The 14,285-nt window shown below is 56.5% G+C and carries 17 protein-coding genes; 7 read left to right on the top strand and 10 right to left on the bottom strand.

The genetic code is table 11. The features are described from left to right. Both BMY36_RS08725 and BMY36_RS08720 read right to left on the bottom strand, forming a co-directional pair. Nucleotides 1–1,578, bottom strand: coding sequence for a Re/Si-specific NAD(P)(+) transhydrogenase subunit alpha (locus tag BMY36_RS08725; RefSeq protein WP_050518225.1), 1,578 nt, complete (start codon nucleotides 1,576–1,578; stop codon nucleotides 1–3). 131 nt (nucleotides 1,579–1,709) lie between these two features. Next, on the bottom strand, nucleotides 1,710–2,147 hold the full coding sequence (locus BMY36_RS08720; protein WP_050518203.1) for a methyltransferase family protein: 438 nt from the start codon (nucleotides 2,145–2,147) through the stop codon (nucleotides 1,710–1,712). 91 nt (nucleotides 2,148–2,238) lie between these two features. On the opposite strand from BMY36_RS08720, the gene kynU reads away from it, so the two are divergent. After that, nucleotides 2,239–3,435, top strand: a complete 1,197-nt coding sequence (gene kynU, locus BMY36_RS08715) for a kynureninase (RefSeq protein ID WP_050518202.1) — start codon at nucleotides 2,239–2,241, stop codon at nucleotides 3,433–3,435. On the opposite strand, the gene BMY36_RS19900 is transcribed toward kynU, so the two are convergent. Beyond that, nucleotides 3,432–3,614, bottom strand: a complete 183-nt coding sequence (locus BMY36_RS19900) for a hypothetical protein (RefSeq protein WP_175469272.1) — start codon at nucleotides 3,612–3,614, stop codon at nucleotides 3,432–3,434. The genes kynU and BMY36_RS19900 overlap by 4 nt on opposite strands. A gap of 318 nt (nucleotides 3,615–3,932) precedes the next feature. Here BMY36_RS19900 and BMY36_RS08710 point away from each other — a divergent pair, with 318 nt between their 5' ends. Then, nucleotides 3,933–4,847 carry a L,D-transpeptidase gene (locus tag BMY36_RS08710; RefSeq protein WP_074818636.1) on the top strand — a complete coding sequence of 305 codons (915 nt, stop codon included), beginning with the start codon at nucleotides 3,933–3,935 and terminating at the stop codon, nucleotides 4,845–4,847. 74 nt (nucleotides 4,848–4,921) lie between these two features. Here the strand turns inward: BMY36_RS08710 and BMY36_RS08705 are convergent, their stop codons facing one another. Beyond that, nucleotides 4,922–5,716: a gamma-glutamyl-gamma-aminobutyrate hydrolase family protein gene (locus BMY36_RS08705; protein ID WP_050518224.1), complete on the bottom strand. Its 795-nt coding sequence runs from the start codon at nucleotides 5,714–5,716 to the stop codon at nucleotides 4,922–4,924. A 204-nt stretch (nucleotides 5,717–5,920) separates the two neighbouring features. Between BMY36_RS08705 and BMY36_RS19205 the strand changes: the two genes are divergently transcribed. Beyond that, the gene (locus BMY36_RS19205; protein WP_082224724.1) at nucleotides 5,921–6,148 is read left to right on the top strand and encodes a DUF305 domain-containing protein; all 228 of its coding nucleotides are present in this window, start codon (nucleotides 5,921–5,923) and stop codon (nucleotides 6,146–6,148) included. Between the two features lie 39 nt (nucleotides 6,149–6,187). Beyond that, nucleotides 6,188–7,144 carry a magnesium transporter CorA family protein gene (locus BMY36_RS08695; RefSeq protein ID WP_050518200.1) on the top strand — a complete coding sequence of 319 codons (957 nt, stop codon included), beginning with the start codon at nucleotides 6,188–6,190 and terminating at the stop codon, nucleotides 7,142–7,144. A 28-nt stretch (nucleotides 7,145–7,172) separates the two neighbouring features. On the opposite strand, the gene BMY36_RS20950 is transcribed toward BMY36_RS08695, so the two are convergent. The 3 genes from BMY36_RS20950 to BMY36_RS08680 form a co-directional block, all read right to left on the bottom strand. Then, nucleotides 7,173–7,766 carry an RES family NAD+ phosphorylase gene (locus tag BMY36_RS20950; protein WP_414811667.1) on the bottom strand — a complete coding sequence of 198 codons (594 nt, stop codon included), beginning with the start codon at nucleotides 7,764–7,766 and terminating at the stop codon, nucleotides 7,173–7,175. A gap of 109 nt (nucleotides 7,767–7,875) precedes the next feature. After that, entirely contained in the window at nucleotides 7,876–8,250 is a 375-nt protein-coding gene (locus BMY36_RS08685; protein WP_050518198.1) for an antitoxin Xre-like helix-turn-helix domain-containing protein, read from the bottom strand. Nucleotides 8,251–8,293: 43 nt separating this feature from the next. After that, the gene (locus BMY36_RS08680; RefSeq protein ID WP_050518197.1) at nucleotides 8,294–9,511 is read right to left on the bottom strand and encodes a pyridoxal-phosphate-dependent aminotransferase family protein; all 1,218 of its coding nucleotides are present in this window, start codon (nucleotides 9,509–9,511) and stop codon (nucleotides 8,294–8,296) included. Nucleotides 9,512–9,738: 227 nt separating this feature from the next. Between BMY36_RS08680 and ygfZ the strand changes: the two genes are divergently transcribed. Next, nucleotides 9,739–10,515 (top strand): CAF17-like 4Fe-4S cluster assembly/insertion protein YgfZ, encoded by a 777-nt coding sequence (gene ygfZ, locus BMY36_RS08675; protein WP_050518196.1) that lies wholly within the window; start codon nucleotides 9,739–9,741, stop codon nucleotides 10,513–10,515. 30 nt (nucleotides 10,516–10,545) lie between these two features. Here ygfZ and efp read toward each other — a convergent pair whose 3' ends face one another. Further along, nucleotides 10,546–11,109, bottom strand: a complete 564-nt coding sequence (efp, locus tag BMY36_RS08670; protein ID WP_050518195.1) for an elongation factor P — start codon at nucleotides 11,107–11,109, stop codon at nucleotides 10,546–10,548. 214 nt (nucleotides 11,110–11,323) lie between these two features. Between efp and BMY36_RS08665 the strand changes: the two genes are divergently transcribed. After that, nucleotides 11,324–11,644 (top strand): DUF6280 family protein, encoded by a 321-nt coding sequence (locus BMY36_RS08665; protein ID WP_050518194.1) that lies wholly within the window; start codon nucleotides 11,324–11,326, stop codon nucleotides 11,642–11,644. A gap of 92 nt (nucleotides 11,645–11,736) precedes the next feature. On the opposite strand, the gene BMY36_RS08660 is transcribed toward BMY36_RS08665, so the two are convergent. Next, nucleotides 11,737–12,648 (bottom strand): hypothetical protein, encoded by a 912-nt coding sequence (locus BMY36_RS08660; protein ID WP_050518193.1) that lies wholly within the window; start codon nucleotides 12,646–12,648, stop codon nucleotides 11,737–11,739. A gap of 71 nt (nucleotides 12,649–12,719) precedes the next feature. Here BMY36_RS08660 and BMY36_RS19895 point away from each other — a divergent pair, with 71 nt between their 5' ends. Then, nucleotides 12,720–12,890 carry a hypothetical protein gene (locus tag BMY36_RS19895; RefSeq protein WP_156215053.1) on the top strand — a complete coding sequence of 57 codons (171 nt, stop codon included), beginning with the start codon at nucleotides 12,720–12,722 and terminating at the stop codon, nucleotides 12,888–12,890. A 14-nt stretch (nucleotides 12,891–12,904) separates the two neighbouring features. Here BMY36_RS19895 and BMY36_RS08655 read toward each other — a convergent pair whose 3' ends face one another. After that, a complete protein-coding gene (locus BMY36_RS08655) occupies nucleotides 12,905–14,260 on the bottom strand; it encodes a TolC family outer membrane protein (RefSeq protein ID WP_050518192.1) in 1,356 nt (451 codons plus the stop codon). Between the last annotated feature and the right edge of the window lie 25 nt (nucleotides 14,261–14,285).

Genomic DNA, 14,285 nt, shown 5'->3' with positions numbered 1-14,285 from the left:
TTACGACTTTTGGAACATGGCAAGCATGCGCCGGGTGACCATGAAGCCACCGAAAATGTTGATGCCTGCCATCAAAATCGACAGACCCGCCAGCAAGATTACCAGATAGCTGCCCGACCCGATTTGCAGCAACGCGCCCAGAATGATGATTGAGGAGATGGCGTTGGTGATGGCCATCAATGGGGTGTGCAAGCTGTGGCTGACGTTCCAAATAACCGAAAAGCCAACGAAACAGGCCAGCACAAACACGATGAAATGCGACATGAACGAGGCGGGCGTGAACAGGCCCGCGAGCAAGATCAAGCCACCGCCAATGGCCAACATGGCAATCTGATTGCGGGTTTGCAGCTTGAATTCCGCCGTTTCTTTGGCGCGGCGTTCCGCAGGGGTCAATTCCTTGACCTTTCCCTTGGGTTTTTGCACCGCGATTGCGGCCACTTTGGGCGGCGGCGGCGGGAAGGTAATCTCGCCTTTGTGCGCCACGGTGGCGCCTCGGATCACGTCATCATCCATATTGTGGTTGATCACGCCATCCTTGGCAGGCGTAAGATCAGCCAGCATGTGGCGGATATTGTTGGAATAAAGCGTTGACGCTTGGGCGGCCATACGGCTGGGGAAATCGGTAAAGCCGATGATGGTCACGCCATTATCCGACACCACTTTTTCATCCATCACGGTCAAATCGCAGTTGCCGCCCCGCTCAGCCGCCAGATCGACCACAACTGATCCGGGCTTCATCATCGCGACCATTTCTTTGGTCCACAGCTTGGGGGCTGGGCGACCGGGGATCAGGGCGGTGGTGATAACAATGTCGATGTCGGGCGCAAGTTCCAGGAATTTCGCCAGCTGTTTGGCTTGGAACGCGGGGGTGGAGGGGGCCGCATAGCCACCCGTTGCGGCACCATCGGGCAATTCGGAGGCGTCAAATTCCAGATAGACAAACTGCGCACCCATGGATTCGATTTGCTCCGCCACTTCGGGGCGCACATCAAACGCATAGGTGATAGCGCCAAGGCTGGTGGCGGTGCCAATCGCGGCAAGGCCCGCAACGCCTGCCCCCACGACAAGCACTTTGGCCGGCGGCACTTTGCCCGCCGCTGTGATCTGACCCGTAAAGAAGCGGCCAAAATTATTGCCCGCCTCAATCACCGCGCGGTAGCCCGCGATATTGGCCATAGACGACAGTGCATCCATTTTTTGCGCGCGGCTGATACGCGGCACCATATCCATCGCGATCACGGTGGAGCCTTGTGCCTTCATCTGTTCCAGCATTTTTTCGTTCTGCGCAGGCCAAAAGAAGGAGATGAGGGTTTGCCCCTCGCCCAGCATCTTGGCCTCTTTCGGCTCTGGGCCGCGGACCTTGACCACAACATCGGCGGCCTTGAACAAGGCGGTGGCGGTTTTCGCCACCTCAACGCCTGCATCCGCATAGGCCTTGTCGGAAAAGCCAGCTTTGACGCCAGCCCCCGCTTCAATCACGCAGGTGTGGCCAAGCTTTTGCAACAGCTTGGCCGAATCCGGCGTCATCGCAACGCGCGCTTCGCCTTCAAAAATTTCCTTTGGTGCCCCGATCTTCAATAGCTTCCCCCCGGCTGGTAGGCGCAACATCGTGCGCCCGATGGTGTGTGACGGTTGTGTTTAACACCGCGCAACATTGTTTCACAAGCCAGCAGCGACCTTACGGCACATTGCACTGATATAGCGACATTTCAGACCCAACGCCGTGTGTTAGTGGACCAAGCGGCGTAATCTGGGCCAAAATACTGTGCAAGGGCGGCCTCTTCGGCCTTGATGAACCGTTGGGTGATCACAAAGACAAAGGCTGGCACAACGGCAAGGCCGAGGGGGCTGGACCAAATCAAGCACGCCCCGAGCAATATAAGCGAATCCCCCAGATAGATCGGATTGCGGCTGTAGCGGAAAACGCCCGTGGTGACCAAATGGCTGGCCCTTCTGCGAGGAATAACCGTGGTGCGGGCGCGGGTCATTTCAAAGACCGCCAAGCCCATAAAAATGAGGCCAGTCGCAATGATCGCCCAGCCCAGCGTCACCAGCGCGGGCGAGCCGAACGACACCACCCGTCCCAAACCCCAGATTGCCGCCAGACCAACCGCGAGCCAGACGGGCGGCCATTCAAATCGTTGCATCCCATTTCCCCGATCTGTGCTTGCCCAAGTTCTGTGCTTGCCAGCCCACCGCCAAATCGGTTCAATACGCTAACATTAAAAAGGATGCCCCATGCCCACCGATTTTGCCAGCCTGCGTGCCCAGTTTGATCTGCCCGATGGGATGATTTACCTTGATGGGAACTCGCTTGGGCCGATGCCGCGCGCTGCCGCTGCACGGGTGGCGCAGACGATCACGCAAGAATGGGGCGCGCTGTTGATCGCCGGATGGAACAAGGCCGGGTGGATGGCGCAACCTGCTGCCGTTGGTGACCGGATTGCACGCCTTATTGGGGCGGAAGCCGGATCGGTGGTTATGGGGGATACGCTGTCGATAAAAGTGTATCAAGCACTGGCTTCGGCACTGGAGATGGTCCCTGCGCGGCGGGTGATTTTGTCGGATAGCGGGAATTTCCCGTCTGATTTGTATATGGCAGAAGGGCTGTGCCGCACCTTGGGACCAGATTATGTGTTGAAAGCGGTCGCCCCTGAAGAGGTGGCAGGCGCCATTGATCACACTATCGCGGTTTTGATGTTAACGGAGGTGGATTACCGCACGGGGCGCAAGCATGATATGGCGGCGCTAACAGGTCTGGCCCATGCTGCGGGTGCTGTGACGGTGTGGGATTTGGCACATTCGGCAGGCGCGCTACCTGTGCATCTGGCAGCATGTGGCGCGGATTTTGCGGTGGGTTGCACGTATAAATACCTCAACTCGGGGCCCGGCGGCCCTGCATTTATCTATGTCGCGCCGCGTCATCAGGCAGCGGTGCGCCCTGCCCTTTCAGGCTGGTTGGGCCACGCTGCTCCCTTTGCTTTTGATCTGGACTATCGCCCGGGCGACGGGATTGAACGGATGCGGGTCGGCACGCCGCCTGTGTTGCAAATGGCAGCACTGGAGGCGTCTTTGGACATCTGGGACCAAGCCGATATCTTGGATGTGCGGGCCAAATCCATCGAACTGATCGACCGTTTTATCGCGGGGATAGAGGCGCGTTGCCCCAGCCTGTCGCTTGCAGCCCCCCGCGATGGGCAACAGCGCGGGTCACAAGCATCGTTTCGTCACCCAGAAGGGTATGCAATCATGCAGGCGATCATCGCCCAAGGCGTGATCGGCGATTTCCGCGCGCCCGATATTTTGCGATTTGGGTTTACCCCTTTGTTTATCAATGAGGATGATGTGGACGAGGCGATCAACCGCATTACACATGTGATGGAAAATGCCCTGTGGGATCGGCCAGAGTTCAAAACCCGCGCCCGCGTCACTTAACGGGCGGCAAACGCGGCTGTGACGGTTGGATTTGGCCGATACGTTGTGGAATGATGATGGTTCAGGGTCATTTTGCCGAAAAAGTGATCAGCTTTGCCGTTGGGATGTAGGGGCGGCCCGTCCTGAACCTTGACCCGGTAGAGGTGCTGACCGAATTTGGGTGCGAAATCTGTTGGCATTTACATAAGACCTGCTGAAACCGACTGATTTTGCAGCGTATTTTGGCTGGCAATTGATCGCAACTATCGGGCAGCAGATGCGAATCGTGAGGGTAAAGGGTGGCATCTGATGCTTGCAATCTGCGCTTTTGGCGGGGGGTGCGCATACCCCACGACCGCTATTGCGGCGCTGTAGCTTGTGATCGGTGCCGGCACGGGCAATATATATAGGATTAGCTCTTTGATGTGGGCCTAAGCGCTTTGACCCGTGGGTGCATTTGTTATATCAAAGAAACAATCAAACGCTCCGCCTTGGCGGCTTTTTGAAAGTTTATTATTATGCGCCGCACTGGCATTTCACTTCGTCTGGCAGGATTGCCTGTTGCACTGACATTGGCGCTGGCAGGCTGTGTGCCGCCAACCGCGCCGACGGCTGCTGCACCAGTGGTCAACATGGCCAGCACAGCCCCGGTCGAGGCTGCAGAAACCGCTTATGTTTCGCGGATGGATGGGACAATCAATGTGCCTGCGATCCCGCTGGAAAAATTCCCGGAACAATTGCGCCGCCAAGAAGTTGCGTATCAGACAGATAGGCCTGCGGGTTCGATTATTATTCATCCCGGGCAAAAATTTTTGTATTTTGTGACCGGGCCGAACAAGGCGATCCGTTATGGCATATCCGTCGGGAAATCCGGATTTGAATGGGCTGGTGAGGCCGTTGTATCCGAAACCAAAAAATGGCCCACTTGGACACCGCCAAAGGAGATGATCGCCCGCAAGCCAGAGCTGGCAAAGTGGAAAGACGGGCAGCCTGGCGGCCCGACAAACCCATTGGGGGCACGCGCCATCTATCTTTTGTCAAATGGGCGTGACTATGGCTACCGAATTCACGGCACGCCTGATTGGTGGTCCATTGGGCGCAATGCATCATCCGGTTGTATCAGGATGGTGCAGCAGGATGTGATCGACCTGAACCAAAGGGTGCAGGCTGGGGCAACGGTTTTGGTGCTAAATGCCGACGGGTCGATGCCCAAAAACCTAAGGATCCCAACACCGCCAAAGCCAAAGCAATCAGTTGCAAAGGCCCTGGCGAAGCCAAAGCCGGTTATCCCTGCGTTGGAGATTAAAACCGTGACCTATCAGCCACCTGCGGCTGCCGCTGTGATATCGCCAACGATGGTGCCCACTGCGACCCCTGCGGTGAAGCAAACGGTTAAACCTGCGTTAACAGCCCCGACAAAGGCTGCGCCGTAACGTAACAGATTTGAGTGCATCAAACACAAAGACGGGTCAGATTGACCCGCCTTTTTTTGCAGCTTAATGTTTGGTTACTGGTTTGCCTTATGCCGCACGGGTTTGTGCGCTGCTGCCCAAGCCGCTGCCGCCGCCCCAAACGCCGTAAACAAGGGCCGCGATACCGGATCTGCGGCAGCGTTCCATTCCGGATGCCACTGCACCGACAGAGTAAACCCCGGCGCATCCTTTATATACAGCGCCTCGGGCGTGCCATCGGGGGCATGTCCGTCGATCACAACTCGAGTGCCTACCCGACAAATACCTTGGCCGTGCAATGTGTTTGTCATCACTTCATCCACGCCCATGAGCGCTGCGAAAACGCCGTTCGGCGCAAAGCGCACGATGTGGCGCAGGGCAAACTTCTCCTCGATTGTGCCATCGGGGGGCATGCGGTGGTTCATTCGCCCCGGCAGGTCCCGGATTTCGGGATAAAGCGAGCCGCCCATCGCCACATTCACCTCTTGGAAGCCGCGGCATATCCCAAGAAACGGCTGGCCCCGTTCGACACAGGCGCGCACCAAAGGTAAGGTGATCGCATCACGGCAGCGGTCGAAATCACCATGCGCGGGGGTTTCATCCTCGCCATATTCGGAGGGATGCACGTTCGGGCGCCCACCTGTCAGCAAAAATCCGTCACACAATTCCAGCAAATCCGCCACAGAGACAAAGCCGGGATCGGTGGGAATGATGATTGGCATGCAGCCCGCAACTTGCGCCACCGCTTGGCTGTTCATCGTGCCGCCCGCGTGAACCGGATAGCTTTCATTCAGCAGATTCATGTTGCCGATAATGCCCACAACGGGGCGGCGCACGGGTTTGGGGGGCATAAGACATTCCAATTGTTCTGCCCTAAAACGATAGGGCAAGCGCTGCAAAAGGAAAAGGACCCAAGCGCGGTTCACAAAGCCTTGATTTGCATTCCCCTTGCAGGAAGCTTGCATACCACCCTTGCTTCACATCCAGAGGGTTTTTGTGAAACATTTGCTTTGCCCCTGCCCGCTTTGGCACAAACTGACCATTCCGGCCACCAAATGGCGGGCGATCAAAGCCCCGCATCCATCGCGTTTGCAGAAGCCAATGCCAAAATGCACGCCGACATTAACGTGCCTCTGACAGGCAACGCCGATGTCGATATGGCTCGGATCGTGTTGGAGCATGGAACTGATCCCGAGGTCCGCAAATTAGCCGAAATGGTGATTGCAGCCCAAGAGGCCGAAATTGCGTGGATGACGCAGTGGCTGGCCAAACAGCCAAAATAAGCGCCATAAAGGGCGCATATTTAGCAGGAAAGGCGCGCCATGATCAAATCATACACCTTGCAGGACGGCATATTACATCCAAATGGTGCCAACCTGACGGGGGCGGTGTGGATTGATCTGCATGCCCCCACGCCCGAGGAGGAGAGCGCGGTCGCTGCGATCACAGGCTGCGATATTCCGTCGGAGGAGGACATGCGCGAGATTGAAATCTCATCGCGTCTGTATGCCTTTGAACAAGCAACCTATATGACAGCTTTGCTGCCTGCCAATGCCGATGGGGGCGATCCGGTGATGGGGCCGGTAAGCTTTATTCTGACGCCGAAACATCTGGTCACCGTCCGCTTTCACGATCCACGCGTGTTCACGTCTTTTCCCCCGCGCGCGCATGTAACGCGCATTGCGATGGCCGATCCACTGTCGGTTCTGGTCGCGGTAATGGAGGCAGTGATTGACCGCCAAGCCGATATTTTGGAACGCGCCGCAGCCGAAATTGACAGCCATTCACGCGCTTTGTTCATGCTGGCCAAGGGACGAAAACCGCATGATTATCAATCCGTTCTGGAAACCATCGGACAGATGGGAAACTTGAATTCCAACATCCGCGACAGCCTTTTGACGCTGGACCGTCTGGCAAGTTATTTGGCGCAGGTGCTGACCAAACACAGTGCCACCCCTGATTTGCATGAACGCGCCAAGACACTGACGAATGATGTGAAATCCTTGACTGATCATGCAAATTTCGTTGCGTCCAAGATCACGTTTTTGCTGGATGCGACTTTGGGCATGATCAACATCGAACAGACAAATATCAGCAAGATTTTGTCAGTTGCGGCGGTGATTTTTTTGCCGGCCACGTTGATCGCGTCAATTTTTGGGATGAATTTTGCGAACATGCCAGGATTGGATATGCGATACGGGTTTGCACTTTCCCTTGGGGCGATGATCGGGCTGGCAGTGCTGACTTATGCTTACTTTAAGTACAAAAATTGGCTTTAATGTGCTGCATTAAGATTACACCATAAGATCATATTATTAATCTGAATTTTGAAACCTCAACCCCAAGACTGTACCGCATATTATCGCTGTCACTGATTGCCCGCTGCACCAAGGCACCGTAAAGCACCCGCCATGTTTGATGCGCTATGGGACGTGGTGATGCGAAGACTGCGCAGGTTAACACAGCGACATTGCAGCCATGATTGGGCGCGCGAACGGACGCATAGCGCAGGACCTGACCGCCCGCTGTCCGGTATGCATCGGCGAGTGCTATGCAATCTGTGTAATCATCGGGGTCGGTCCAGCGCCCCTGCCCCGCCCAATCTGACGCGGTCAGATCCAATGCAAAAAGCGTTTGGATATCCGCGCAAACAGCGGTGTATTCAACGGGGCGGCGGGGCAAGGGCGTGCCAGACGAGGCGCGAAAGAACCGTAGATTTCCCCAGATGGTTTCGCACATCGCTGTAAAAGGGGCCTCTGACCCGTACCATACCCCCGGGGTGCGGCCAGCGCGACGAAACCGCGAATCGCGTGGGTAGCAGCCATATCGGAATGGCGACCAGAATTGATAATCCAAATGCTGACAATCTGGCGGGACTGCGGGTTTTGCTGTCTCCAGCATTGCCTCCAGCATGTCATGTTCTGCGAATGTATCGACCAACCTTAAGGTAGAGGATCTGTATTGCGCTTCGATTACCCGCCAAAGGTTGCCCTTGTAAGGCCCTGTTCCATCAAACGCGGGCACGCGCGGCGTCCAGATAGTTCATAACATCGACCAACCCGGTGGCTGAGGCGATAATCGCTTTGGGCACCCCTATCAGATCGCTGTTCGGATTTGCCATCCAACTGCGCGTCACCAATACCTCGCCACCATTGATAGCATCTAACCCACGAAACACACGGATGAGGCACAGCGCCAATTCCAGCGGCTTGCCATCCAGCACAAAACCGCCGCCCTTCATACGGCTGACCGAAGGTTCGGACACCCCAATCGCGCGAGCAAGCTCCTTTTGCGTTAACCCTAATTCAAGGGCTGCGGCGAATACCGCCTTGGCGGCAACTCTGCTAGGTTCGGGACGGTCATCGGTTTGGGCTTCTGCATACATGATGTTTCCTTTGAAATTGTATGTAATATAATTTCACAAGAAATCAAGTGTGCGACAATGCCTTTGTGGCCGCCATAATCCCGCCAGCACCATGCGCGATACCAAGCGCCTGCAGCCCGGTTTCCATCACGGCCAGCACCCCCAGCGTCATATGGGCGTTCACATGACCCATATGGGCCACACGCAAAAACCCATGCCATGCTGGATCGCCGGGGGCTGCCATGCCAAGGCCAATCCCCAGCGTGACCCCCGCCTGATGTTCGCACCATTCGCGCAGGCGGGTGGCATCATGGCCACCAAGCCGCGCGGCGGTCACCGAAAAACCCCGATCTTGCGCCCGCGCCACGTTCAAGGCGATCGCAGGGTTTTCACTGCCCCAGACATCGAATGCTGCCCAGACTGCGCCTGCCAGCGCGCGGTGGCGGGCCCAAACATTTTCCATCCCCTCCTCTTCCAGCATCAACAACGCCTCGGACAGGCCATAAATGTGATGAGTCGGGGCGGTGCCGTTGAAATATTGCCAAAATTCAGTGCCTTTGGCGCGGGGTTCCCAATCCCAATAGGGGGTGCGCAGATCGCTGTTGCGGCACCGCGCCGCCGCATTTTCGGAAAACCACAGAAAGCCAAGGCCAGGCGGTGTCATCAGCCCTTTTTGGCTGGCAGAGACGGCCACATCGACGCCCCATGTGTCCATATGAAATTCGTCACATGCCATTGATGCGATGCAATCAATCGCCAAAAGGGCGGGATGCCCCACAGCATCCAAAACCGCACGCAAGGCCGCAACATTAGTTTTGGTGGAGCTGGAGGTGTCGACATGCGTGGCCAGCACCGCCTTGATGCTGTGATTGGTATCTGCGCGCAAAGCCGCCTCCACCCGCGCCATATCAACGGGGGCCGCGGTGCCAAAATCCATTACCTCTACGTCCACGCCCATTGCACGCGCCATTTTCGCCCAGCCATTGCCAAAATGCCCCACAGCCAGCACCAACGCCTTGTCACCCCGGCTGAACATGTTGGCATTTGCCGCCTCCCATGCCGCGTGGCCGTTGCCGATATAGATCGCAGCATTTTGGGTGGTGCCCGCCACAGCACGCAGACGCGGCCAGATCGCGGCAACCACCTCATAAATCTCACCACCATAGATGTTGGGCGAAGCGCGATGCATCGCGCGCAACACGCGGTCGGGCATAACGGAGGGGCCGGGAATAGCAAGGTAAGGGCGACCGTTGGCAAGGGAGGCGGGACGAGTGGTGGTCATTCGGGGAATTCCTGCGCTGTGATGTCAAAGTGCTAGGCCTGCCCGCCTGCCCCGTCAAGGCCGCTGCCCCACCGCTGTGGGTTGAAACCGGACCCATTGTTCATAGATTGGAGAGTGTGGATACGTGACATGCGGTGGACAGCCTAGCCCACATGACGCATTAATGGCGCGACCAAAGCGTTAAGGCAATTTGCGCTTTTTCGGATCAGACCAAACAGGGGGCCAAAATGCCGGGCGAAATGACATCAGACCGCCGCGTGATCGAAGTAAGTGGTGCGGATGCCCTGCCATTTTTGCAAGGATTGCTGAGCAATGATATTTTGCCGCTGGGCAAAGGGCCGGGCTTGATTTGGGCCGCGTTCTTGTCGCCGCAGGGCAAATATCTGGCTGATTTCTTCGTGGTCAACACCGGCGCGGCCTTGCTTTTGGATATGCCCGATGCGTTGGCCGATGCCACATTGCGCCGCCTTTCGATGTACCGTTTGCGCGCGAATGTGCAATTGACCCCAAGCGCGCTGCGCGTGACCCGCGGTTTGGGGCAAGCCCCTGCGCAGGCATGGCCCGATCCGCGCCACACAGCCCTTGGGTGGCGGGCTTATGGCGATGCGCAGGGTACAGCGCCTTTGATCGACTGGGACGCAATTCGCGTGGCCCATGTGATCCCCGAAAGCGGGATCGAATTGATTCCGGATGAAAGCTATTTGCTTGAAATGGGGTTTGAACGGCTGCACGGCGTGGATTTCCGCAAGGGCTGCTATGTCGGGCAAGAGGTGACGGCACGGATGAAGCATAAAACCGAATTGCGAAAAGGTTTGGCACGGGTTGGGATTGCCGGAACGGTTCTGGTAGGCACCGAGATTATGACGGATGACGGCAAACCTGTAGGCAATCTGTTCACCCAATCGGGTGGCGCCGCCTTGGCCTATTTGCGGTTTGATCGCGCACAAGGGCCGATGACAGCTGGTGGGGCAGCGGTGACATTTGAAGGGCAAGGCGCAGGTTAGGGGCAGACCGCACAGGCCCGCCCCATAACGTTAGGCGCGTTCAGAATATTCCATCAATTCGGTGTGAACGATGATCTCTTCGTCGACGGCAATAAACGGCGGGATCATGATCCGCACGCCATTGTCCAAGATCGCAGGCTTGAAACTGTTGGCCGCGGTTTGGCCCTTTTGAACCGGCTCTGTTTCCACAATTCTGCACTTTACCTTTTGCGGCAAGCGCATTGAGAGGGCCTCGTCGCCATAATATTCCACGGTGGCCATCATGCCGTCCTGCAAAAACGGGCGGCGGTCGCCGAGCAGATCAGCGGGCAATTCGATCTGTTCAAAGGTTTCATTGTCCATGAACACCAACATCCCATCAACTTCATAAAGGAATTGTTGGTCTTTGTTCTCTAGGGTGACGCGCTCTACCTTGTCCTCTGACCGGAAGCGTTCATTCAATTTGCGCCCATCCCGCAGGTTTTTCAATTCCACCTGCGCAAACGCGCCGCCCTTACCCGGCTTTACGATATTCACCTTCACCGCAGCCCAAAGGCCCGCATCATGTTCCAGCACAAAGCCGGCCTTAATTTCATTTCCATTAATCTTGGGCATTTGTGGCAAAACCTTGACAAAACATTGAAGGAAGTCAGACAACCCCTATATATACCCATGAGAGCGTAGACAAGCTTACAAGATACGGTATCGCCCCAAGCCAGCCATGCGCCAGACGCATAGGTGCTATTCCAAACGGGGGACACCGAATCGATGGGAATTGGTCATATTGCGCAAACGTCAAAATGTGCAAGAGCAAGAATAGGACGACCCGATGTTAGACTTTGTAGATGGAACCGCCTTTAATTTCGAACAAGGTCAGCGTGCACGCAAGCTGTTTGCGGCCGTGGTTCTTGCCGCTTTGGATGATGCCATCGCAGATGACAAGAAATACGGGAATGGTCCCGATCAGATTGCCCGCTGGGCACGGTCGCGTGATGGGCGTGAAGTACTGTCTTGCGCTGGGATTGACCCGAACGAACGTGTTGTCAAAGGCTTGATGGAATTTGTGTCCAAAGGCATCCGCACATCTGTTGCACTGTCGCGTGAAGAGTCTGAGCGCCGCAATGCTTTGGACCAAGCCGAAGCTGCTTGATATACCACCGGCACTTCACAGGCACGGCTGATGATTTCATAAGAATAAAGTGCGCAATTTGCGCGCTTTATTCTTATGCCCTATTGATTGGTTTATTCAAAGTCACGCGCGGTCATCGCGCGATTGATTTCTGACCGCACCAATTTGCGGACGTTGCGGGTGATGCGTTCGCCCAAGGTGCCGCTTAATTCTTCACGGATCAAATCACGCACCAAATCGCGCAACACGGTTTCATCAAAATAACCGGCATTCTCGGCGAAAAGATCGTCTGATGCATCAGCCTCTTTGGAACGCTCCGCAGCCTTTTGCTGTTCCACCGCCGCTTGTGCAGCGCGTGACATGATCTCGGCGACTGCGGCGGCCTCGGCTGCGTCAGCAAGCGCTGTGGCTGCCGCAGTGCCGGTGGCAGTGTTGATGGCGGCATCAACGACCTCCGCCTCCTCTACCCATTCCGGGGCTTGCCATGACATTGCTGCCATCGGGCTATCACCTGCTTCTGGCTCCCACTCCTCGGCGTTTTCGGCAACGGCAGCGCCTATTTCGCTCACCAAACGCGTCACGTCGGATGCTGGTGGGGGGACGGCATCATCCGCGTCGTCGGTTTCAAGCCAATCATCGCTTTCATCCGGCAGTTCGCCAAAAACATCATCTTCGGGCAATGTGGATGATTCTGGCAACCAATCTTCTGCTGTTGATGGTTTGGGAGGTGCGCCAACCAAAGACTGTTCAGCGCCCCAAGCGGGTGCGGCCGTACCGGATGCCGCGTCCGTTGCAGGATTGATCGCGTCTGAAACCGGCACGTCATTGGACACAACGCGGAACGCCGGGGTCAACAGCAACTTGCCAGTAACAAGTTCGGCCCCGCCCAAAACAAGTTGGGGCTTGCCTGCTTGATCCATCGTTGATTTGGCGGGTGCCGCAGATCTGGACGACACTGGGCGCAAATCCTCAGACACCAACCGCCGGATGGAGGACAGCACATCTTCGATTTCACCAGAGCTCATTGGTTCTGACATAGTTTCCTGCCCATCCAGCGCGACCAAAGGCCCCACACCTGTTTAATGCCTTAGCAGCCATGACCACCACCATTACGGAAGAAAGTTTATCCACTTGCCGCGCACATGACAAGGAATTGGCAGACAGTTGGTTTGCAAAAGGTGACGAATTCAACAATCTTGCGCGTTTGGGAAACAATAAAGGAAAACCCGCAAACCCTGCGGTGGGTTTACGGGGTTTCAAGGTTTGACGCGCGCGGCAATATCAGTTGCCAATCGCTTTCAGCACCCGGTCCAGACGTTTGCCTTGGGAAGATGTGACTGGCGCGGATTTCACCGCGTTGTAATAGGCATCTGGATCGTAAGTCGGAATCCCAAGCTGCAAATGATCGACAGTCAATAGCCCCATCCGCGCCAGCAGGCTGTAGACGCCTGTATAATAGCCGGCCTGGGCCGACAGCCGCGCTGTCCGGGCGCTTAGCAATTCTTGTTCGGCGTTCAACACGTCCAAGGTTGTCCGAGAGCCCAACTTTGCTTCCTCGCTCACCCCATTATAGGCGGTTTGTGCCGAACGGATCTGGCGATCGCTGGCGGCGATACTGGCTTGCGCCACTTCGACACTGGACCACGCAACACCAACCGACTGCATGATTTGGGCGGTGGTCTGCTGCAATTGCGCCTGCGCAATGTCACGCCGCGCCAAGGCCTGACGGTAAAAGGCCGATGGCCGCCCCCCGGCATAGAGTGTTTGGTTCAGGGTAACAGATGCGCTAAAGCTATCAGCCTTTTTGCTGCCATCGGTCAGGCCCAAATTTCCCGTCAAGGTGGGGCCCATATTGGCTTTTGCAAGCGCGATGCCTGCCTCGGCTGCGGACACTTCGTGCTGCAATTGGCGGATGCTGGGGTGCGTGCGCTTGGCGACGGTCTGCGCCTCGGCCAGATTATTGGCGGTGCGCGGCATTTTGGGCAAGCGACTTAGGGTTTTGGGCGCTTTCCCTATAGCCAGCTTATACGTCTCGCGGGCGATGGCCAAATCGCCTTGCGCTGTTGCCAGTTCCGCCTGCGAAGAGGCGAGCCGCGAATCGGCAATCGCAACATCGGTTCGGGTGATCTCGCCCACCTCAAACCGGTCTTGGGCCGCACGCAATTCTTGGGTTATCAAGCGCAAGTTTGATTGGCGCAAGGCAACGGCATCTTGGCGCTGTTGCAATGTGACATAGGCGCTGACCGCGTTTAGCAGCACATCCTGTTCGAACCCAATCAAGGCCTGACGGGTTGCAAGCACCGTCTCTTTGCGCGCGGCGATGGTGGCAGCGTTGCGCCCAAAATCAAACAAAGTCATCTCTGCCAAAAGGCTGATGGTTCCGCTCAACCCTTCGGTTATTGGGGTGTGCGTGTATCCACCGCCCGCGCGAAACGTCAAAACGGGGCGCAGGCTGGACACGGCGATTGCCACATCTTCATCCGCGGCCCGCAGCACAGCGCGGTTTTGATCCAAAATGTTGGAGTTTCGGTAAGCCGCGATCAACGCATCGGCAAGGCTTTCGGCCCAAACAGCGTGTGGCAGGCCCAATGCCACACCCAAAACGCCAACCCGCAACCAAGTGCCAAAAGATTTCATCTGCCTTACTCCGGTTATCATTATC

This window comes from Pseudorhodobacter antarcticus (assembly GCF_900110135.1).
GTDB lineage: Bacteria > Pseudomonadota > Alphaproteobacteria > Rhodobacterales > Rhodobacteraceae > Pseudorhodobacter > Pseudorhodobacter antarcticus.
This window is presented reverse-complemented; position numbering and strand designations above follow the sequence as displayed.